This is a genomic window from Pedobacter nanyangensis (genome assembly GCF_003313505.1).
Taxonomy (GTDB): domain Bacteria; phylum Bacteroidota; class Bacteroidia; order Sphingobacteriales; family Sphingobacteriaceae; genus Pedobacter; species Pedobacter nanyangensis.
This window is the reverse complement of sequence record NZ_QMHO01000003.1, coordinates 333,913-354,757: the sequence shown is the minus strand read 5'-3', so window position 1 is coordinate 354,757 and position 20,845 is coordinate 333,913. Positions and strand designations below refer to the sequence as shown.

The following is a 20,845-nucleotide window of genomic DNA, read 5'->3' as shown; positions in this document are numbered from 1 at the left end:
GCTTAGGAAGACTTACGAAGTTTTTTGAAACTTCGTAAGTCCTTAAGGTTATATGTCACAAAGCGTTGTTTTTAGGACCTGTGGATAGAAGTTGCCGTAGTTTTTGCAAGGCAGTTTACAATAAGCTGCTGGAGTTTATCTTCGTTTTTTACCAGCTCCATCAATAATTTGAACTGGTTTTTGGTTCTATCCAGGTTTTGCGTAGCATAGTTGGTTGGATAATAAATGCTTCCGTTAAGGAAATCTGCCAAGAAACGTAGCGCCTGCATATAAATAATGTATTTTCCGCTGAACAAAATCGCTTTTTTCTCTGTTTCAGTAAGGATGTTGCCCATTTCCGACAAATAACCATCTATCATTGCAGCAAAATAATCCATGCGAATGGTAATTTTAGAAAGATCTGTTTCGTTTTCAGAAAATTCACAGAGATAGGTGCGCATCATATCGCCAAGATCAGATATAAATTTACCAGGCATCAAAGTATCCAGGTCAATTACGCAAACGCCTTCATACGTGTGTTGGGCCAAAAGTACATTGTTGATTTTGGTATCGTGGTGCATCACCCTATTGGGTAAATCATTTTTTAGGTTCTGGTATTCTGTGAGGATAGATTTAAAGCCTATTGCAGTTTCAATTTCTTGCGCTGCCTGTTCCCTCAACGTGGTCGAACTGTGTGCCAAAGCTGTTTGAAACTGCTCAAAACGCAGGTCTAGGTTATGAAAACCTGTAATGGTTTCATGAAGTGTACTGCTATCAAAATTATCGAGCAACCTGCTGAGCTTACCAAATTGTTTTGCCGCTTCGTAGGCTTGTTGAGGTGCCGTTAAAGTGTCTAGAGCAATGGTTTGGTCCACAAAAGGGCTCAATCTCCAGTACTCCCCTTGATGCGCAACCATAGTTGCGCCATTACGGTTGGCCAAAGGCGCAGGAAACAGATAGTCGGGAAACTTCTTGGTTAAAAAGTTGGCAATTTGTTTGATGTTTTCAGCAACCGCTTGTGGATTGGCAAAAACATTCGTATTGATTTCCTGAAGCACATACTTTTTTTTGCCTACGGTTTTTTGTGTTAGCAAATAGGTTCTGTTGATATGTCCAGAACCTATTTGTTGTATTTCAATATGTTGGTTGTTTAAGCCGTATGATGCTAAAATACTTTCATCAACTGTTAATTCCATAGTTTTTGCGGGTAGTTGCCATTTTTGATAAGTTCATCAATACTTGCTTGAACCAACGGCTTGTCTTCTTTATAAGTTACACCAAACCATTGGTTATCTGTTGGTACTACTTTAAAAGAAGCCTTTTGTGTATTTACCAAATGTTCGCCTACCAAAGGGATAAAAAACTCAGCTTTAGGCTTGTCTTTGTTTTCTAAGGCAAAGGTTTTGAACAGGTCTTCGGTGATTTTAAAAACAGCCGGAGTAAAACCCCAGAAATTCATCGAAACAGGTGTTTCAAATTCCAAAGGAAACTCTTTGCCATCCTCCTCATAAACAATGGTGTCATTTTTCTTGTAAACTTTTGTGCGTTCCACAATTTCGGTCAGGTTGCCTGCTTCGTCAGCCTTGCAAACACCTCTTGAAACCGCACCAAAGTCTGACAGGGTTTTGCCAATCTTATACCCAATGATACAGTAATAAGTATCGTTTACGTCAGAAGTCAGGAAATCTGCCATTTTTTTAAAGGCATCGTAGCCATAAAAATCATCGGCATTGATTACACAGAAAGGCTCATTGATCACTTTCCTTCCTGAAAGGATGGCGTGTGCCGTTCCCCATGGTTTCTCTCGGTAAATTTCTTGGTCAATGCCAAACTGTTTAAGGTCAAAGTTTTGGTAAACATAATCTACTTCAATCTTTCCCTTTAACTTTTCGTCAAAAATGGCTTTGAAATTTTCGGCAAATTCTTCTTTAATGATAAATACAACTTTTCCAAATCCGGCTTTAATTGCGTCATATATAGAATAATCGATGATGGTTTCGCCATTGGGGCCAAAACCGTCGATTTGTTTCATGCTACCATAACGGCTGGCCATACCGGCAGCCAAAATCAATAACGTAGGTTTCATTAACTGTTTAGTTTTTAATTGAATATTTAGTTGTTGCCAAAGTTAAGTTTTAGAATCCAAAAAGCCCACCTCCAGAAGATTTAGTTGAACGAGTTTTTTTGCCGGTGAGCATTCCAAAAATACCCCGAACAATCTCTTTTCCGATTTGCCTGGTAATGGTGGCTCCCATAATTTCTTCTACTAAACTTTTTTCGCCAGGTTTTGGTTTGCTCTCTTGTTCAATTCTTTTACGTTCTTCTTCTTCGGCCTTTATTTTGTTTTCATTGGCTTGAGTTTCATTTATTTTATCGGTAAGCATTTCATAAGCACTTACCGGGTCTACCGTTTCTTTATATTTGGTAAATAAAGGGCTTGCTTGCATCAATTTTTCGCAATCTAAAGTAGCCATTGGTCCCATTATTGCCCTTGGCGGGGTAAGTAAGGTTGCCGCAACCTCCGTTGGGATACCTTTTTCGTTTAACACGGTAATAAGCGCCTGTCCCGTGCCTAAAGAAGTCAACACTTTGTCGATGGTATAGAAATCGGATTTAGGGTAGGTGTTCACGGTTTTTTTCAAGGCATCTACATCATTCGGCGTAAATGCCCGTAGAGCGTGCTGCACCCTGTTCCCTAACTGTGCCAATACGCTTTCCGGAATATCCATGGGCGATTGGGTACAGAAAAATACCCCAATTCCTTTTGAGCGGATGAGCCTGATGATGGTGTTGATCTGCTCTAAAAATGCTTTTGGGGCGTCGTTGAACAATAAATGGGCCTCGTCAAAAAAGAAAACCAATTTTGGCTTATCTAAATCTCCGGCTTCGGGCATGGTTTGATAGATTTCGGCCAAAAGGCTCAACAAAAAAGTAGAGTAAAGCACCGGTTGGTTTTGTACATCGGCAATGTTCAGTAAACTAATTACCCCCTTGCCATCCACACGATTAAATAGGTCTTCGATGTCAAAGGAAGTTTCTCCAAAAATACCTCCCAAACCCTGTTGTTCTATGGCAACAATTTTCCGTAGAATGGTACTTGAGGTAGCCGTAGAGATAGATCCGTAGCTGGATTTAATCTCCTTGGCACCATCGCCTTCAGAAAGATAGCCAAGCAGCTTTTTCAAATCGTTTAAATCTACTACGGGCATTTTATGATCGTCGGCATATTTAAACAGTACTGCTAAAACTCCAGATTGCGTGTCGTTAAGTTCGAGTATTTTGGAAAGGAGTACTGGACCAAATTCCATAACCGTAGCACGCATCTGTGCCCCAAGCTTTCCCGTTAAGGAGTAGATTTCGATCGGGAAGCCACTAGGTGCGAAGGGCTTATTCAACTGTTGTGCCCGCTCTTCAATTTTAGGGTTGGTACTGCCAGCTTGGTTTAAGCCAGAAAGGTCGCCTTTTACGTCGAGCATGAAAACAGGCACGCCCGCATCAGATAGCTGTTCGGACAGCAATTGCAGGGTTCTGGTTTTTCCGGTTCCCGTAGCACCGGCAATAAGGCCATGTCGGTTCATCATGCGTAGGGGTAAATTTACTTCGGCCTCTGCCAAAGCCATACCATCCAACATGGCGGCGCCCAAATAAATATATTCGCCGCTAGGGGAGTAAGAGGCTTTTATTTTTTCGATAAAGGTATTTTGATTGGCACTCATAAGCTTATTTTGAAATCTCAAATTAGCAAAAATCAATTATAAACGGTGCTAATAATGATAAAAACATTAAGAAATTAAGATAATTAAGATTTGGAGGATATGCTTAATGTTTCTTGATACCTTAATTTTTCAAAACAATATATTTCAACTTATCTACTGGTTTTTGCAGTTTTTTGCAGTTTTTATTTTTAAAAAACAGCGCTAAAATGCTTAATTTTACCTTGTGTCAAGTTATATTCACCTTTCGGCCCCATTCCAACAGCTAGCAAATAGTTTTAGTGGAGAATTATTTTACGACCAATCTGCTGCTCATGAGGCGCAAAAGCTGGTTTACGCTACAGATGCGTCAGTTTATCAGGAAAAGCCTTTGGCCGTTGCGGTTCCCAAAACTACTGCTGATATTAAAACACTCATTAACTTTGCTAACCAACATCACTTAACGCTTATTCCCAGGGCTGCGGGCACCTCGCTTGCAGGGCAGGTAGTGGGTAATGGTTTGGTGGTGGATATTTCGAAGTATTTGAATAAAATATTAGAAATTAACCAGGAAGAGCAATATGTTAGGGTACAGCCTGGAGTAATTAGGGACGATTTGAATGTTGCCCTAAAACCTTTTGGATTAATGTTTGGTCCTGAAACGTCTACGGCAAACCGGGCCATGATTGGCGGGATGATTGGTAACAACTCATGCGGTTTGCACTCCATCGTGTGGGGCGATACCCGGCAAAATCTGTTAGAGGTAAAAGGCTTTTTGAGCAACGGGCAAGAAGTGGAATTTAAGGAGATGCCCCTTGCCCAGATCGCAGAAAAAGCTCGGGAGAACAGTTTGGAAGGAGTAATTTACAAAGGTGTTTCTGAAATGGTTAACAAGCCTGAAAATATCGAGGCCATTGAAAAAGGATATCCTAAAAAAACACTTACCAGAAGAAATACCGGCTATGCCCTAGATTTTTTGATCCCAGAGGAAGGAAAAGAAACCTTTAATATGTGCGAACTTATTGCTGGTTCCGAGGGCACGCTGGTTTTTGTAACCGAAGCTAAACTAAAATTGCTGCCCCTGCCACCAAAACAGGAGGCACTGGTTTGTGTACATTTTAATTCGTTGGCTGAGTCGCTTTTGGCTAATATCATCATCTTAAAACACCAGCCAATGGCCTCAGAATTGGTAGATAAATACATCATGGATTTTACCAAAGGCCATCCAGTATACCAACACAACCGTTTTTTTATTGAAGGCGAGCCCGAAGCTTTGCTGATGGTTGAGTTTTTTGCCGAGACACAGCAGGAGCTTGATTTTAAAACCGCTGGGCTAATTGCCGATTTGAAATTGGCGGGCTTAGGCTATGCTTATCCGGTAGTTTACGGCCAGCAAACCAAATTGGCTTGGGATGTGAGGAAGGCAGGGCTGGGGCTGATCAGGAATTTGCCAGGCGATAACCAACCGGTAAACCTGATAGAGGACTGTGCGGTAGCTCCAGAAGATTTACCCGCATATATCGGAGAACTTCAACAAATTTTAGATAAATATAACCTAAAGGCATCTTACTATGCACATGCGGGCGCTGGAGAATTGCATGTAGAACCCATGATTAACCTGAAAACCTCCGCAGGGAAAGAGCTTTTTAGAACGGTACTGAAAGAAACAGCGGCTTTGGTAAAAAAACATCAGGGCTCATTGAGCGGCGAGCATGGCGATGGCCGTTTAAGAGGCGAATTTATCAAAGATGTACTAGGTACGGAAGTGTACGAGCTTTTAAAAGAAGTTAAGCAATTATTTGATCCATTGGGCATATTTAACGCCAATAAAATTGTGGATACGCCACCGATGAACGAGTTTTTGCGTTATGAAGCCGACAAGCAAATTAAACCGGTAAAAACTATTTTCGATTTTTCGAAGAACGAAAGTATTTTGAAATTGGCAGAAAAATGCTCGGGTTCTGGTGATTGTAGAAGAACCCATATCAGTGGAGGCACCATGTGCCCGTCTTATATGGCTACTCGACAAGAGAAAGATACCACTCGTGCCAGAGCAAATATTTTAAGGCAATTTCTAAGTAACGATACAGGCGATAATCCTTTCAACCACCAGGAAATTAAAGAGGTAATGGATTTGTGCCTGAGCTGTAAAGCCTGTAAATCTGAGTGTCCTTCGAGCGTTGACGTGGCCAAAATGAAAGCGGAATTTTTGCAACATTATTATGATGCCAATGGCGTGCCTTTCCGTACTAAAATGATTGCCAACTTTACCAAATCGCAACGGTTGGCCGCTATTGCGCCGGCTGTTTATAATGCCTTGATCAGCAATAACTTTACGGGAAAGCTGATCAAAAAAGTAGTTGGTTTTGCGCCAGATCGGTCTTTGCCAAAAGTTGGTAAAACCACTTTACGCAGTTGGAAAAAACAGCATGATAAAAAACAAGCTCCGCAAAGCAAAGCCCGCAAGGTGTATTTGTTTTGTGACGAGTTTACCAATTATAACGATGTAGAGATTGGGCAGACTACCGTTAAGCTGTTGGAAAAATTAGGATATGAAGTGATTATTCCAGAGCATTTGGAAAGTGGCAGGACTTACCTGTCGAAAGGGTTGTTGCGCGAGGCAAAGGTATTGGCCAATAAAAATGTAGCGCTGCTTGCAGATTTGGTGGATATAGATGCGCCGCTATTGGGCGTTGAGCCATCGGCTTTGCTTACTTTTAGAGATGAATATCCTGAATTGGTAGACGCCGATTTGGTACAGAAAGCCAAGCATTTGGCGCAAAACTCCTTTTTAGTGGAGGAGTTTTTATGGAATGAATTTGAAGCAAAGAAGATAAACGTTAACCAATTCACTTCAGATCACCAATTGATCAAACTGCATGGCCATTGCTATCAAAAATCGCTGAATGCACTTGCGCCAACGGAAAAAATCCTATCAATGCCTAGCAATTACAAGGTGGAGGTGATTCCTTCGGGCTGTTGCGGAATGGCAGGTTCTTTTGGCTACGAGGCCGAACACTACGAGGTTTCTATGCAAGTGGCGGAGTTGGTGCTATTGCCCGAAGTACGTAAACAAAAGGGTGATACCATTATTGCTGCCGCGGGAACAAGCTGTAGACATCAAATTAAGGATGGGACACAGAGGGTCGCAAAACACCCGGTTGAAATTTTATGGGAAGCATTGAATTAGACCCACCTATTAATGCACTATAGGCTTATGTGAAAAGGCTCTTTTCATTGTTGGCTGGCAGTGTTGCTGAATTTTTATTGCCTTGGAAAACATCAGCGACGAAAGAAAAGAAATACTGCCCTATTGGATGTATTGGCTTATGCTGATGTACAATGAAACGCCATGTTCATCAAATTAGCAACATACAGCGTGCCCAAAGCAATGCCCTAGCCAAAAGGACAGTTTCTGCATCGCTTGCCCTTTAGGTATTTCTCGCAACAGTTTTTCTTTTTCTTGTCTTTTTTGTCCTGTTTCGAGCCCTTTTTCTTTTTATCTTTTTTAGACATAAGTGATGTTTCGTCATTGCGAGGCACGAAGCAATCTTGTTTTTAATAGATTATTCTGGAGATTGCTTCGTGCCTCGCAATGACGCTTAAATTTTCAAAATAAACAAAAAAGGTGCATACTTGTTGTACACACCTTTAATTATTGTTTTGTTTTGTTGTCGCTTTGCTAGTAGACTAAGTTGGTTTTTATCTCTAATGTTTGGGATCCCGCCACGTTCAACTTTCTACTTTTAATTTTTAATTAAGCTTCGCTGTCGTAAGAAATTTGGCCAACGTGCTTGTCAATTTGCCACCTTCCAGTGCCTTCTTCACCAATCACATCGAACAATTCCAGGGCTCTGCGGGCTTTGTATTCTTCTTCGCGTTGTTCTCTGAAGAACCAGTTCAGAAATTCCAAAGTCACATAATCTTGTTCTTTGTGGCAACGGGCAGCAATATTTTTGATAGATTGTGTTACGCTGATTTCCTGTTCCAAAGCTTCCTCAAATACCTCGCGGAAGGAATTATACTCTTGTTTGATATTGGTTACGTCGGGAGAAATTGCAGTTCCGCCCATGTCCAATACATATTTAAAGAATTTCAACTGGTGCTGTCTTTCCTCTTCTGCTTGTTTAAAGAAATAATCAGCAGAAAAATCGTAACCATTTCTGTTGCACCACGAAGCCATTGATAAGTAAATAGCTGACGAGTGTGCCTCTTTTTTTATTTGTTGGTTGATCAGTGTTTCTACATCTGATGATAGTAAACACTTTACACGCATAATATCTTTCATTTCCTTGTGTCCTTAGTTTTTAACGGTAGTGAAACGCTATGATAAAGTCAGTTGTTAAACCGTGTAAAAGGTCATTTTGTTTCGTTAATTATTTCCTTTGACACTACAAAGTTACAGCGATAATGTTCTGTAAAAGAAAATATTAATAATATGGAAAGAGTCTAAGTCTTAGTTTTAAAAGGCTAGACGATAAAGGCAGTCGTAGATGATGTGGTTAAGTTCCAACATTACAAAAGTACCCTGTAATAGCTCTTTAAGTTTGATGAGTTCCAATAAAGAAAGCACATAAGAATGGTCGCAAGCACAAATGAAGATGATTTCTACATCGGCAGTTTTATCACTGCTTAAAAGTTTCTCTTCAATGTCAACTTGATAAACCGCTTTTTTGAGCTTAAGAAGATTTCTATAATCAAAGCGGGCTAACTTACCAGCAAAATCAATGTACCAGCAATTTTCTGAATCCGATTGAAAAATAGCACCACTTTCGGTAGCGAATACTTCTTCAAACGTGGCAACAGGAAATAATGCTTCTTTGATTTTTTGCACAGCAGGTTAAATATTTATGCAAAAATAATACTATTTAGATTTAATACAAATAAAAATTCAATTTATGGAATATTAACCACTTCCCTTTTTTTCTTGAGGTTAGCAATAGAAAGTACAACAGCCACCAGTAAGGTAAAACCTAAGATGGCGAATAGATAAATATTGCCAAAGGGCTTATTTTTAAGCTCATAAATATTCTCGTCATCGGCATATACTTCGTACACCACAGGACGAACCTTAAGAATATCAGATTTCTTTATTTTAACCTTAATCTGGCCGGCGTATTTTAGTGATTTATGGACTCCCGTGAACAGGTTAAAGCCTTGATATACAGAGTCGACATTTAATTTAAGGATAAAGAACTTATTGCTCCCGTTTAGCATAAAGGTTAAATAGGCATATTCAATTTCTTTGTCATCCTTTTTTTCCTTCTTAGTAAATTGATGTGTTTTATATAATGTGCCTTTTAGTGCTATTAAATTATTTTCAGCAAATAAGATTTGTGTAAATATCACGTAGCTAAATAAACTTAATAATATAAGGATAATATATCTTGATTTGTTCATGATGAACTAAATTATTAGTTAAATATAGTGTGTCTTTTTCAATTAAACAATTGAGGTATTAAAATCTATGAAATTTAATGGCCAGAAAGTATATCGTTTTGTATGGAATGGCGTAATGTAGCGCCTGCCTGCGGTAGGCAGGGAAATACTGTCTGTTTATCCTTTGCTCTGGATTGAAAAAGGGGGGAACAAAAAAATGGAAGCATAAAGCAGGAAAATCGTTGCAGAGAAGTGACTGCTATTGCCCTTCTGTTTAAATAAGTGATTGGCATCATTTCGAAAACAAAATCGAAATGATTTGAGTTTATCTATTACTTAAAATAGATGTATTATGGACAATCAAAAGCCAGCCAAAGACAAGCTACATAATAGCAATTTGGGCGAAACCAAAGATTTCAACGAACTATCTTATAACAAGGATAAAAATAGTTTCGAATTTGATGTAAAAGGCGAAGAAGCCAATTATGACCATCCCCTGCCTTATGACACTTCGGCACCGAACGGAGAGGATAGTATTTCTACTTACGACGAATCAAACCCCTATGTTGGAAATGAATATGATCCACATGGCCAAGTTGATGAACAACTGGAGGATAACGGCATGCGGGTAGATGAAACGGGTGAGAGCGTGCTGCTTGATCCTGCGGATAAAATCCTGGCACAAACAGAAGAAGACTTTAGGGACGATTTGGACGAAGAGGGGTATCCTAAAAATGATTTGCCGAGCTAAGGCAGCAAATCCAGGTTAAAACGCTGGCGAAATTCCTCCAGCTGCGGGTTTTTTTCAACCAAATAAGCATACTTGTCCTTATTGGTATAAATGCGGTCGCTTTGTTTGGCCTCTACTCGTTTCGAGAATAACTGGATGTCAAAATTGCTCAGGTTTCCGCGAAGAAAGTTGAGCAGGTCAATCTTCTCGTCCTGTAGGGTGCTTTCAAGCGCAACGTTTTCTACCAAAACCGTTACATGTATGCCATCTAAAACCGGCTCGTTGCTGGTTAACAAAGTAAACAGGTGTATCTTGTCATCCTCTTTGGCCTTTTGCGCATATTGTTGCCAGCAGGCCATAAATTGTTCAGGGGTAAAAGCCTGTTTATCATTGCCTCGGATATATTGCGGCCCTTTGTCCTCGTTATCCAAATCAGCTCCGCTATTCAAATCCGTAAGCGACGGGATTAGGGAACCCGAAGTACTTTTGGACAGCGGTTTTATTTTAATGGAAGCCGTGGTAGGTGCTGTAGTTGCGGTAACGGCCGGAGCAGTTTCTGCTGGCTTTGCAGTAACCGGCGGTCCGTTTTTTCCTATTGGCGGAGCAGCAGGGGCTTGGGGCGTTGGGGCTGCCGCAAGGCTGTGGGCCGTTGCCGGGGCAGGAACTTCGTTTTTAACTAAAGTTTTTTTTTTATCCTGATCTGGATCAGTTGCTGTATTGGCGAGTTGTATTACCGAAGGAATGTGGCACATTTTAATCAGTGCCAGCTCTACCTGAAGCCGTTGGTTTTTGCTGTTCTTGTAGTTCAGGTCGCACTGGTTGGCCAAATTTAGGGCGGTTAAAATAAACCCCAAATTGGTGCTGTTGCTTTGCGCCAGATATTTCTGTTTGATATTTTCGCTAACCTCAAGCAATTTGATGGTTTGGTTATCCTTGCCTACCAATAAGTTTCTGAAGTGGCCCGCTAAACCATTAATAAAGTTGTTGCCATCAAAGCCATTGTTCAAAATCTCGTTAAATAACAATAAGGTATGGCTTACATCACCACTGGTAATATAATCTGTGAGTTTAAAATAATAATCGTAATCTAAAATATTCAGATTGTCAATGACCGCCTTATAGGTAACGTTCCTATTGGTGTAGCTCACAATTTGGTCAAACATCGAGAGCGCATCACGTAGGCCGCCATCTGCTTTTTGCGCAATAATGTGCAAACCGTCATTGTCAGTGGCAATGTTTTCCCGTTCGGCAATTTTGGCCAAATGGTTGGAAATATCCTCTACCTGAATCCTGTTGAAATCAAAAATTTGGCAACGGGACAAAATGGTAGGCAATATTTTATGTTTCTCCGTAGTTGCTAAAATAAAAATAGCATAGGGAGGGGGTTCTTCCAGGGTTTTCAAAAAGGCGTTGAACGCACTTGTTGACAGCATGTGAACCTCGTCAATGATGTAGATTTTATATTTCCCGGCCTGCGGTGGGATCCTTACCTGCTCAATTAAGCTTCTGATGTCGTCAACAGAGTTGTTAGAGGCCGCATCAAGCTCGTGGAAATTAAAGGAATGCCCCGATTGGAACGATTGACAACTTTCGCAAGTGCCGCAGGCTTCTTGCTCGGGCGTTAAACTGGTGCAATTAATCGTTTTTGCCAAAATACGGGCACAGGTAGTTTTGCCAACGCCCCTTGGCCCGCAAAACAAAAACGCTTGGGCCAATTGGTTGTTTTTAATGGCATTTTTCAAAGTTCCGGTAATATGCTGCTGACCAACCACGGTTTCAAACGTGGCGGGGCGGTACTTACGGGCCGAAACGATAAAATTTTCCATTGCCACGAAAATAGCAAAATTTTGATTGTTGCAGAGTTGAAAAGTTTGAATGTTGAAAAGTTGGTAAGCTAAACTGCTTTTTTGAAAATGAGCGGACAAAACATATCGGCAATTTTGGCCCCGCCTTTTGCTAAACCCAATTCCCTTCGATAAACTCAGGATAATTGGGTACCGCTGTCAGTCGGGTTTATTTAACAAAGCCACCGTATTTTGGCAACTGAAAACTGCCAACCGCCAATTGAAAACTGCCAACTATATACTTATATAATAGACTTCAGCTCCTTTCTATATTGCGAGGCACTCTTTCCTGTAAACTCCTTAAATATTTTATTGAAGTGGCTAAAGTTGTGGAAACCGCTTTCGTAACTGATGTTGGCAATGCTGGTGCGCTTTTCGGCCAAAAGTTTTGAAGCATGTACCACCCGGTACTCATTCACAAACTTAGTAAACGTTTTTTTGGTCATCTTTTTAAAATACCTACAAAAAGATGGTACGGTCATACTGGCCATTTCAGCAACCTGCTCCAGGCTGATCTCTTCGGTGAAGTGGTCTTTTACATAGTTGAAAATCATGCTGATGCGGTCGTTGTCCTGGGCCTGCATTTCCAACGAAAAGTTTTGGGCATTCAGTAATTTATAATCTGAGGCCTGCTCCAGCTCTCGCAGTACGCCCAATAAGGCCAGTAGTTTTTCAAAAGGCCACAAGCTGTTCATTTTTTCCAGGATAGGGCCAACCAGTTTTTTGGTATCTTCGCCAAAGGCAATGCCGTATTTGGCTTTTTCGAACAAGGTGGTAATGCCCTTGGTTTCTTTGAGGGCCAAAAAATCGGTGCCCAAAAAGTCGGGTTTCATCTGGATCACCACTTCATTGGTGTTGCCCGTGGTTTCGTCCGTAAATCCACAATGCGGCAAATTGCTGCCAATCAATATCAAGTCACCATCCGTATAGTAGGAAATGTGGCTGCCAATTTGCCTTTTTCCGGAGCCGCCGTTTACAAAAACCATTTCTACCTCTGGATGGTAATGCCAAACATGCGCTTTGTTATTGGTGTTCTGTAGGTATTTCGAATAATAAAAGGAACTCCCAAACGAGGGTTCAATAACTTCGAAACTTGGTTTGATCTTTTTCATATTTGTTGAGCCAAATTAACCAAAATATATGTGTTTTTGATTTTTTTGTGTATTTGTTTCAAATATAATGTTAAAATAGCATATATACTGGGAAATATGAAATATAATAAACGACTGATTGCTAACTAAATTTGCTCTTGTTAAATAAGTGTTAACAATTTAAATAAATCAGCAATGAAAAATTTATTCAGATTTAGTTTAGTAATCCTTTCGGTTTTAATGGTTAACGTAGCCAAAGCCGATGATATGGAGCTTTTAGTTAAAGTAGCGAAAGAAAACAACAAATGGGTGAGCTTTGCCACCAACGAATCACAGCATATCGACCTTACCTTATACTCGGAAAACAGCGAGGTGCTTTACGAGCAAAGGTTAAAAACGGTGGGCAACAAGTTCAAAACTTACGATCTAAGCGCTTTGCCAGTGGGACTTTACACCCTTAAAATGGAGTCGCCTTTAAAAACCATGACCTACCAAATCAACATTACCGCTGATAGCGCAATAGTGGCGGCCCCGGTAGTTAAAGTGGTTAAGAGACCAAGTTTGGCAAAAGAAGACCATATGGTAACGCTTGACCTAAACGGTGTGGCCGATGGTCAGGTGGAAGTAGATATCTACAATGAGTTTAATGAAAAACTTCATGAAGATGTTTATACTAGCGAAGCAAAAGTGATTAAGAAATACGATGTAAGCAAAACGCCTTCAAGACAGCTTACCTTTGTGGTGAGAACTGGCAATCAGGAGTTCTCAGAAACCATCAAGCTTTAAACAACTATATACTCTGATAAGTAAAGCACCGCCCCAAGGGGAGGTGCTTTTTTTTTTTGAATTTCTGGTGCGGTTTTGCAAAAAAATCTATATCTATGCAATTGTTTTTCATCTAAATGTTAACGTAATAAAATACTAATACTGGCTGTTTCTCGTCGGCCAGTTCTCGAGATTTTTGCGATGGATCAGTAATGATCCAAATCTAATGCTTTAATATTTTCAGATGGGCAACAGCCTTTAGAAGCGGTAGCTTCAGATGATGTAATAACTTGATAATATTAAATAATTAGATTAAATGAAAAAACTTCAGCTATTGTTGTTTTACGCGTTGGTCTCTATGCCTACGCTCTTATTGGCCCAAGTAAATTTTAAAAAAGGGTATGTGATGATTGGCCCCTCAAAAAAAATAAATGGATTTATTGATTTTAGGGAATGGCCTACCAACCCAACTGTAGTTGATTTTAAAGATGAAAATGGGGAACTTTCTCGCATTACGCCTTCTGACTGTTCTTTTTTCAAAATAGATGATCTGGAGCTTTATAAAAGCGCATCAGTGAAGATTAGTATGAGCCGTGTAAAAACGGCAGAGCTGTCCTATGGAATAAATTCTTCTTCCATTACTGATCAGGTATTTTTAAAGGCTATTTATGAAGGTGATAAAGTGAGCTTGTATTCATATTCAGATAAAATTAAGACACGGTTTTATATTCAAGAAGCTTCAGATAGGGTACCTTACGAGCTGGTAAGAGAGATTTACTTAAAACAGACTGAAAAAGGAGACGTTGTTTTCACCTTGAACAGGTTTAGAAACCAACTTTCTAGCTTGTTGGTTGGCAGCAATTTGCAGGAGAAAATCAATATAGAAGGTTTGGATTATTATGAGAAAGATTTGCTAAAGGTGGTGAAGTTGTTGAATGGCGCTGATATTAATGGGAACGAGGAAAAAGGAGCCTATAAAAAATCACGTATATTTTTTGGTATAGGTGCTACCGCCACTACCATTAGTTTTTCTTCTTCCACTAGCCGAGGCAATTCGATAAGTAACAAAGCTTCATATAAACCCCATTTTTTTGGAGGGATAGATTTTTATTTCAAACCTTCGATAGGCAAATTGGTTTTTAGGACAACATTATCGGCTTATATGAACAATAGCAGTGTGGCAGCTTATAAATCCGAAGACAAATATCCCTTGACGCATGAATTTAATCAGTTTTCAATAGAACTTGCTCCTCAAATTTTATACAACTATTATAGTAGGGGAGATGTAAAAATGTTTGCAGCAGCAGGAGTAGGAGCAAACTATTCGACTTACAAAAATGTACTTACTTACTATATAGATCAATCATTAAAGCCTGCGGTGAAAGAAGGTGGTGTAGCCCTTCAGGCATTTGGTGTTGCAATCCCAATTTCCTTGGGGATAACCTATAAAGATAAGTTTAGTGCAATATTAGGCTATTCTCTTCCTATGCCCAATGTTTATTTTTCGGCATATCGTATCTCTATCGAGAGATATAAATTTGGGCTAGGGTATTCTTTTTAATTAAGCAAAGGTTAGAAGCGTTGCTTTTTTAGTGTGCATTGGTTCCAAAGCGGGTTGCTTACAAGTTAAATGTTTTTAGCGTGCCCTTGTACTTTTAAAAACAACGCTTTGATTTATAGAAATATATTGTTACATTTGCAGCCCGTTTTAAGCGGAATAAATTAAAAAATAATTAAAATACAACAATGAATCAGTACGAAACTGTTATCGTTCTTACCCCGTTGTTGTCAGAAGATGCTGCAAAAGAGGCAATTGCTAAATTTAAAGGCATCATTACTGATGGCGGAGCCGAAATTATCGCAGAAGATAATTGGGGTTTGAGAAAATTAGCGTATCCGATCGAAAAGAAAGGAAACGGATTCTTTCACCTTACAGAATACAAATCTGGAGGTGAGTTAATAAGCAAGTTAGAGCTAGAGCTAAAACGCGATGAGCGTGTTTTGCGTTTCTTGACTGTAAGATTAGACCGTCATGCGGTTGCCTACAACGAGAAAAAACGTAGCGGAGCTTTTAACAAAACTAAGAAAGAGGAGGCTACAGCGTAATGGCAAGAGATCAAATTCAATATGTTACTGCTCCAAAAGTGGAGGATAACAGAAAAAAATACTGCCGTTTCAAGAAAAATGGTATTAAATATATCGATTACAAAGACGCAAACTTCTTGTTGAAATTCGTGAACGAGCAAGGTAAAATTTTACCTCGTCGTTTAACTGGTACTTCTTTGAAGTTCCAACGTAAAGTGTCGCAAGCGGTAAAACGTGCACGTCACATCGGTTTATTGCCTTTTGTTACTGACCAATTAAAATAGGAGCTGAGCAATGGAAGTTATTTTAAAGCAAGATATCAAATCACTAGGTGAAAAAGATGATATCGTAGTGGTAAAGCCTGGTTTTGGTCGTAATTACTTAATTCCGCAAGGTTTTGCAATTTTAGCAACCCCTTCGGCAAAAAAAGTATTGGCAGAAAACTTAAAGCAAGCTGCTTTTAAACAAGAGAAAATTAAGAAAGACGCTGAAGGTATTGCCGCTAAATTGGCTGATGTTAAATTAAGCATCGGTGCTAAAGCCGGCGAAACTGGAAAAATCTTTGGTGCGGTTAACACGATCCAAGTGGCCGACGCATTAAAAGCTAAAGGTTTTGAAGTTGACCGCCGTCGTATTACTTTCGAAACTGAGCCTAAAACTTTAGGTGAATATATCGCTAACTTGAACTTGCACAAAGAAGTTAAAGTTAAAGTTCCTTTCGAAGTAGTAGCTGAATAATTTTAGCTTACAAAAATATAAAGCCCCTTCACTAACCTGAAGGGGCTTTTGTTTTATAGAGCGCCTGTCTTTTTATAAATTAAGCGTTTTGCTATATTTGTTGCCCCCAATTTTGGAAAGGAAACAATCTAAATAGAGTATTAATGAGATATTGTAAACCTGTTAGATTATTACTATGCTTAAGCCTGTTGGTTTTTGTGGCCCAGGCGCAAGACATTGTATCTAAAGCACCCGATACCATTAAGAAAATCATCTTTACCACTTATTACGCCAAAAAGTTTGAAGGGCGTAAAACCACCAGCGGCGAGCGTTACCGAGCTAAGAAGTTTACGGCGGCACATCGTACCCTGCCTTTCGGGACCATTATTACCGTTCGCAACCTCCATACGGGTAAATCAGTACAGGTAAGGGTAAATGATAGGGGGCCTTTCAGCAAAAAATTTGCGCTGGACATTTCGCAGGCCGCCGCCAAGGAAATAGGAATTTATCGCTTGGGTTACGCCCGTGTGGAAATCTCCTATGTGCAGGAGTAAAAGCCAGTGAATTTAACCTCTTTTTAAAATTATTAACACTCATTTTGATTCCATAAGTGCTTAAAAAGAAATAATTAGCTTTTTTACTCCCTGTTTATGACAGAATTTTGATTGGAAATCCCCACAAAATCAGCGGCATGTTAACAACTTTGTAAGCTAAAAAATGCCCTAACTTTTATATTTGTTATACGAAGTTCTTTAATAGAAAGCACCCTAATTATTGTTATAACTGATTGCTATTTAGTTCGTTTGAAAAAGCAGATATTCTGAATTTTTTTAATATAAACTAAGTACGGTTCGTTAGGCGGCTTTACTGGCAAAGGATATCATGATATGCTGCAGCAGACATTTTCTAACAACGTAAAAAGAGAGTTTATGGAAGAAGAATTATTATTAAAGGAAAACAAAGACCGTTTTGTGTTATTGCCGATCAAATTTCCAGCTATTTGGGAAATGTACAAAAAAGCCGAAGCCAGCTTTTGGACGGCAGAGGAGATTGACTTATCAGACGATATTAAACATTGGGAGAACCTCAATAGCGGAGAGCGTCATTTCATTTCTCACATCTTGGCTTTCTTTGCGGCAAGCGATGGTATCGTGAACGAAAACCTGGCGGTTAATTTCATGAGCGAGGTACAAATTCCTGAGGCACGTTGTTACTACGGTTTCCAGATCATGATGGAGAATATCCATTCTGAAACCTATGCTTTATTGATTGATACCTACGTTAAAGACCCCGAAGAAAAAGATAGGCTTTTCCACGCCATTGAAACCGTTCCTGCGGTAAAGAAAAAAGCAGAATGGGCCTTGCGTTGGATTGAGAACGGAACTTTTGCTGAGCGGTTAGTCGCATTCGCCGCCGTAGAGGGTATTTTCTTTAGTGGTAGCTTTTGTTCTATCTTTTGGCTAAAGAAACGCGGTTTGATGCCGGGTTTAACCTTTAGTAACGAACTAATTTCTAGAGACGAAGGTTCACACTGCGAATTTGCGTGCCTGTTGTATAGCATGTTGCAAAACAAACTTAGTGAACAACAGGTCCATACCATCATCAAAGATGCGGTAGAAATTGAAAAAGATTTTATTAGCGATGCCTTGCCTGTTAAGCTAATTGGTATGAATGCAGATTTGATGAAACAATACATTGAATTTGTTGCCGATAGATGGTTGGGAGAATTAGGCTACGCCAAAATTTATAACGCTAGCAACCCTTTTGATTTCATGGAAATGATTTCATTGCAAGGGAAAACCAATTTCTTTGAGAAACGTGTAGGCGATTACCAAAAAAGTGGCGTATTAACTGCCTCGGAAGATAAAGCACAAGCTTTTTCGTTAGATGAAGATTTTTAGTGAATGATTAATTGAGTAAATTTTGAATGAATGAATATTGCAAACTATAGGTTCCATTCAATCATTCATCATTTTATCATTCAAAATTAAAATAATTTGAAACCAGGTGCCGCTATGTAGATATGCACCATAAAATTTAGTAAGGATGTTTGTAATAAAAAGAGATGGCCGCAGAGAAGCGGTGAAATTTGACAAAATTACAGCTAGGATAGAGAAGCTGTGCTATGGTTTTAATGCTGAGCTGGTAGATCCCATTGATGTAGCTAGAAAAGTGATTGAAGGTTTGTACGATGGGGTAACCACTTCCGAATTGGATAACTTAGCGGCCGAAACTGCAGCGTCTTTAACCACAAAACATCCTGACTATGCATTGTTAGCCTCACGTATTGCCGTTTCTAACTTGCACAAAAATACGTTGAAGTCGTTTTCTAAAACAATGGAACTATTGTATAAATACATAGACCCTAAAACTGGAAAAGATTCGGCCTTAATTGCTGATGACGTATGGCAAGTAATCCAAGACAATGCGGAAATTTTGGACAGCACCATTATTTACGACAGAGATTTTGGCTTTGATTATTTCGGTTTCAAAACATTAGAAAAATCTTACTTACTTAAAGTTAACGGTGCAATCGTAGAACGTCCACAGCATTTGTTTATGCGTGTGGCTATCGGTATCCACAAAGAGGATATTGAAAGCGCTATTGCTACCTATAACTTAATGAGTGAGCGTTGGTTTACACATGCTACACCAACGTTATTCAATGCGGCTACACCAAAGCCTCAAATGTCATCATGTTTCCTGTTAACCATGCAAGACGATAGCATTGAAGGTATTTACGATACCTTAAAGCAAACCGCTAAAATCTCTCAAAGCGCAGGTGGTATTGGTCTAAGCATCCACAATATCCGTGCAACAGGAGCTTATATTGGCGGCACTAACGGTACAAGCAATGGTATTGTGCCAATGTTACGGGTATTTAATGATACCGCTCGTTATGTAGACCAAGGCGGCGGTAAACGTAAAGGTGCCTTTGCCATTTATTTGGAACCTTGGCATGCGGATGTTTTTGAATTCTTGGATTTGCGTAAAAACCACGGTAAAGAGGAAATGCGTGCCCGCGACTTGTTCTATGCGCTTTGGATTTCTGACTTATTCATGCAGCGTGTAGAAGAAAACGGCGATTGGAGCTTGTTCTCTCCAGATGAGGCCCCAGGTTTAGCAGATTGCCATAGCGAAGAATTCAACAAGCTGTATGTTAAATATGAGCAGGAAGGCAGAGCTCGTAAAGTAGTAAAAGCACAAGAGCTTTGGTTTGCTATTTTAGATTCGCAAATTGAAACCGGTACCCCTTATTTGTTGTATAAAGATGCTGCAAACAGCAAATCAAACCAACAAAACTTGGGAACTATCAAGTCTTCTAACTTATGTACCGAGATTATCGAGTACACTTCTAAAGACGAAGTAGCGGTTTGTAATTTAGCTTCGTTGGCATTGCCTCGTTTCGTAATCAATGGTGAGTTTGATCATCAAAAATTGTATGAGGTAACTTATCAAGCTGCCTTGAACTTGAATAAAATCATTGATTATAACTACTACCCGGTAAAAGAGGCAGAAAATTCGAACTTCCGTCATCGTCCAATTGGTTTAGGGGTACAAGGTTTGGCTGATGCCTTTATCTTGATGCGCTATCCATTTGAAAGCGATGCGGCCAAACAATTGAACAAGGATATTTTTGAAACCATCTATTTTGCCGCAATGACCGCTTCGGCTGATTTGGCAGAGAAACATGGCCCATACAAAACTTTCAAAGGCTCTCCATTGTCAAAAGGTAAATTCCAGTTCGACTTGTGGAACGTTACCCCAGAGAGCAACCGTTGGGATTGGGATGCTTTACGCAAACGTGTGGTAAAAACAGGCGTGTACAATTCTTTATTGGTAGCACCAATGCCAACCGCTTCAACTTCTCAAATCTTAGGGAATAACGAGTGTTTTGAACCTTATACTTCAAATATTTACACCCGTCGTGTATTAAGTGGTGAGTTTATTGTGGTAAACAAACACTTGTTAAAAGACCTGGTGGCTTTAGGTTTGTGGAGCCCTCAAATGAAAGATAGAATCATCTTGGCTAACGGATCTATTCAAGACATTCCGGAAATCCCTGACTATATCAAAGAACTGTACAAAACCGTTTGGGAAATTAAGATGAAGAACATCATTGACATGTCTGCGGATAGAGGGGCGTATATTTGCCAGTCTCAATCATTAAACTTGTTTATCAATGCGCCAAATACTTCAAAACTAACTTCAATGCACTTTTATGCATGGAAAAAAGGATTGAAAACAGGAATGTACTACCTACGTACGCAAGCAGCTTCCCAAGCAGTTAAGTTTACGGTAGAAAACCAGGCAGGTAAGGCCATTGAGGCAGTTATTCCAGAAGTGATTGACAACCCAGCAGAAGAAATTATTTCTGGCCCGGTTTGTACCATGGAAGAAGGTTGCATTAGCTGCTCAGGTTAATCTTAAGCTTAAAGCCGAAATCGAAAAGCTTTAGGTAAACGCAATAATAAAGTAAGGTTTTGGACGAAAGTTCAGAACCTTATTTTTTGTCCGTACTTTTGCCTTTAGTTCATTGGTTCATTTGTCATTGGTTAAATA

The 20,845-nt window shown here is 39.6% G+C and carries 18 protein-coding genes; 10 read left to right on the top strand and 8 right to left on the bottom strand.

Translation table 11 applies throughout. From position 1 onward, the window contains the following. Window positions 1-71 precede the first annotated feature (71 nt). From DUT71_RS07520 to DUT71_RS07510, 3 genes are read right to left on the bottom strand one after another with little or no spacing between them, the layout of a single operon-like run. Window positions 72-1,175, bottom strand: coding sequence for a phosphotransferase enzyme family protein (locus DUT71_RS07520; RefSeq protein WP_113661918.1), 1,104 nt, complete (start codon window positions 1,173-1,175; stop codon window positions 72-74). After that, window positions 1,166-2,065, bottom strand: coding sequence for a nucleotidyltransferase family protein (locus tag DUT71_RS07515; RefSeq protein ID WP_113661917.1), 900 nt, complete (start codon window positions 2,063-2,065; stop codon window positions 1,166-1,168). Before DUT71_RS07515 ends, DUT71_RS07520 begins: the two co-directional genes overlap by 10 nt. A gap of 49 nt (window positions 2,066-2,114) precedes the next feature. Next, window positions 2,115-3,695, bottom strand: a complete 1,581-nt coding sequence (locus tag DUT71_RS07510; protein ID WP_113661916.1) for a helicase HerA-like domain-containing protein — start codon at window positions 3,693-3,695, stop codon at window positions 2,115-2,117. A gap of 223 nt (window positions 3,696-3,918) precedes the next feature. Here DUT71_RS07510 and DUT71_RS07505 point away from each other — a divergent pair, with 223 nt between their 5' ends. Beyond that, entirely contained in the window at window positions 3,919-6,861 is a 2,943-nt protein-coding gene (locus tag DUT71_RS07505; protein WP_240186877.1) for an FAD-binding and (Fe-S)-binding domain-containing protein, read from the top strand. Between the two features lie 567 nt (window positions 6,862-7,428). Here the strand turns inward: DUT71_RS07505 and DUT71_RS07500 are convergent. The 3 genes from DUT71_RS07500 to DUT71_RS07490 form a co-directional block, all read right to left on the bottom strand. Further along, on the bottom strand, window positions 7,429-7,959 hold the full coding sequence (locus DUT71_RS07500) for a ferritin (RefSeq protein ID WP_113661915.1): 531 nt from the start codon (window positions 7,957-7,959) through the stop codon (window positions 7,429-7,431). Window positions 7,960-8,133: 174 nt separating this feature from the next. Further along, window positions 8,134-8,505: a hypothetical protein gene (locus tag DUT71_RS07495; RefSeq protein ID WP_240186876.1), complete on the bottom strand. Its 372-nt coding sequence runs from the start codon at window positions 8,503-8,505 to the stop codon at window positions 8,134-8,136. Between the two features lie 62 nt (window positions 8,506-8,567). Then, on the bottom strand, window positions 8,568-9,071 hold the full coding sequence (locus DUT71_RS07490; RefSeq protein WP_113661914.1) for a hypothetical protein: 504 nt from the start codon (window positions 9,069-9,071) through the stop codon (window positions 8,568-8,570). Window positions 9,072-9,402: 331 nt separating this feature from the next. Between DUT71_RS07490 and DUT71_RS07485 the strand changes: the two genes are divergently transcribed. Beyond that, window positions 9,403-9,801, top strand: a complete 399-nt coding sequence (locus DUT71_RS07485) for a hypothetical protein (protein ID WP_113661913.1) — start codon at window positions 9,403-9,405, stop codon at window positions 9,799-9,801. Here the strand turns inward: DUT71_RS07485 and DUT71_RS07480 are convergent. Together DUT71_RS07480 and DUT71_RS07475 are read right to left on the bottom strand one after the other, a co-directional pair. After that, window positions 9,798-11,606 (bottom strand): DNA polymerase III subunit gamma/tau, encoded by a 1,809-nt coding sequence (locus DUT71_RS07480; protein ID WP_113662134.1) that lies wholly within the window; start codon window positions 11,604-11,606, stop codon window positions 9,798-9,800. The genes DUT71_RS07485 and DUT71_RS07480 overlap by 4 nt on opposite strands. A gap of 260 nt (window positions 11,607-11,866) precedes the next feature. Further along, a complete protein-coding gene (locus DUT71_RS07475; RefSeq protein WP_113661912.1) occupies window positions 11,867-12,736 on the bottom strand; it encodes an AraC family transcriptional regulator in 870 nt (289 codons plus the stop codon). A gap of 174 nt (window positions 12,737-12,910) precedes the next feature. Between DUT71_RS07475 and DUT71_RS07470 the strand changes: the two genes are divergently transcribed. From DUT71_RS07470 to DUT71_RS07435, 8 genes are all read left to right on the top strand, one after another. Continuing rightward, window positions 12,911-13,501: a hypothetical protein gene (locus DUT71_RS07470; protein ID WP_113661911.1), complete on the top strand. Its 591-nt coding sequence runs from the start codon at window positions 12,911-12,913 to the stop codon at window positions 13,499-13,501. A 295-nt stretch (window positions 13,502-13,796) separates the two neighbouring features. Further along, complete coding sequence (locus tag DUT71_RS07465; RefSeq protein ID WP_162795972.1) at window positions 13,797-15,041, top strand: hypothetical protein; 1,245 nt, start codon at window positions 13,797-13,799, stop codon at window positions 15,039-15,041. Window positions 15,042-15,226: 185 nt separating this feature from the next. After that, window positions 15,227-15,586, top strand: coding sequence for a 30S ribosomal protein S6 (gene rpsF / locus DUT71_RS07460; RefSeq protein ID WP_113661909.1), 360 nt, complete (start codon window positions 15,227-15,229; stop codon window positions 15,584-15,586). Beyond that, window positions 15,586-15,849 carry a 30S ribosomal protein S18 gene (gene rpsR / locus DUT71_RS07455; protein ID WP_113661908.1) on the top strand — a complete coding sequence of 88 codons (264 nt, stop codon included), beginning with the start codon at window positions 15,586-15,588 and terminating at the stop codon, window positions 15,847-15,849. Before rpsF ends, rpsR begins: the two co-directional genes overlap by 1 nt. 10 nt (window positions 15,850-15,859) lie before the next feature. Further along, on the top strand, window positions 15,860-16,303 hold the full coding sequence (gene rplI / locus DUT71_RS07450; protein WP_113661907.1) for a 50S ribosomal protein L9: 444 nt from the start codon (window positions 15,860-15,862) through the stop codon (window positions 16,301-16,303). 143 nt (window positions 16,304-16,446) lie between these two features. Then, window positions 16,447-16,836 (top strand): septal ring lytic transglycosylase RlpA family protein, encoded by a 390-nt coding sequence (locus DUT71_RS07445; protein ID WP_113661906.1) that lies wholly within the window; start codon window positions 16,447-16,449, stop codon window positions 16,834-16,836. A 375-nt stretch (window positions 16,837-17,211) separates the two neighbouring features. Next, complete coding sequence (locus tag DUT71_RS07440) at window positions 17,212-18,183, top strand: ribonucleoside-diphosphate reductase small subunit (protein ID WP_113662133.1); 972 nt, start codon at window positions 17,212-17,214, stop codon at window positions 18,181-18,183. A gap of 145 nt (window positions 18,184-18,328) precedes the next feature. Next, on the top strand, window positions 18,329-20,707 hold the full coding sequence (locus tag DUT71_RS07435) for a ribonucleoside-diphosphate reductase subunit alpha (RefSeq protein WP_113661905.1): 2,379 nt from the start codon (window positions 18,329-18,331) through the stop codon (window positions 20,705-20,707). Window positions 20,708-20,845: the final 138 nt, after the last annotated feature.

Coding starts and splice junctions, on each gene's coding strand:
- DUT71_RS07520 (WP_113661918.1), bottom strand. CDS start 1,175: ATGGAATTAACAGTTGATGAAAGTATTTTAGCATCATACGGCTTAAAC.
- DUT71_RS07515 (WP_113661917.1), bottom strand. CDS start 2,065: ATGAAACCTACGTTATTGATTTTGGCTGCCGGTATGGCCAGCCGTTAT.
- DUT71_RS07510 (WP_113661916.1), bottom strand. CDS start 3,695: ATGAGTGCCAATCAAAATACCTTTATCGAAAAAATAAAAGCCTCTTAC.
- DUT71_RS07500 (WP_113661915.1), bottom strand. CDS start 7,959: ATGAAAGATATTATGCGTGTAAAGTGTTTACTATCATCAGATGTAGAA.
- DUT71_RS07490 (WP_113661914.1), bottom strand. CDS start 9,071: ATGAACAAATCAAGATATATTATCCTTATATTATTAAGTTTATTTAGC.
- DUT71_RS07485 (WP_113661913.1), top strand. CDS start 9,403: ATGGACAATCAAAAGCCAGCCAAAGACAAGCTACATAATAGCAATTTG.
- DUT71_RS07480 (WP_113662134.1), bottom strand. CDS start 11,606: ATGGAAAATTTTATCGTTTCGGCCCGTAAGTACCGCCCCGCCACGTTT.
- DUT71_RS07475 (WP_113661912.1), bottom strand. CDS start 12,736: ATGAAAAAGATCAAACCAAGTTTCGAAGTTATTGAACCCTCGTTTGGG.
- DUT71_RS07470 (WP_113661911.1), top strand. CDS start 12,911: ATGAAAAATTTATTCAGATTTAGTTTAGTAATCCTTTCGGTTTTAATG.
- DUT71_RS07465 (WP_162795972.1), top strand. CDS start 13,797: ATGAAAAAACTTCAGCTATTGTTGTTTTACGCGTTGGTCTCTATGCCT.
- rpsF (WP_113661909.1), top strand. CDS start 15,227: ATGAATCAGTACGAAACTGTTATCGTTCTTACCCCGTTGTTGTCAGAA.
- rpsR (WP_113661908.1), top strand. CDS start 15,586: ATGGCAAGAGATCAAATTCAATATGTTACTGCTCCAAAAGTGGAGGAT.
- rplI (WP_113661907.1), top strand. CDS start 15,860: ATGGAAGTTATTTTAAAGCAAGATATCAAATCACTAGGTGAAAAAGAT.
- DUT71_RS07445 (WP_113661906.1), top strand. CDS start 16,447: ATGAGATATTGTAAACCTGTTAGATTATTACTATGCTTAAGCCTGTTG.
- DUT71_RS07440 (WP_113662133.1), top strand. CDS start 17,212: ATGGAAGAAGAATTATTATTAAAGGAAAACAAAGACCGTTTTGTGTTA.
- DUT71_RS07435 (WP_113661905.1), top strand. CDS start 18,329: ATGTTTGTAATAAAAAGAGATGGCCGCAGAGAAGCGGTGAAATTTGAC.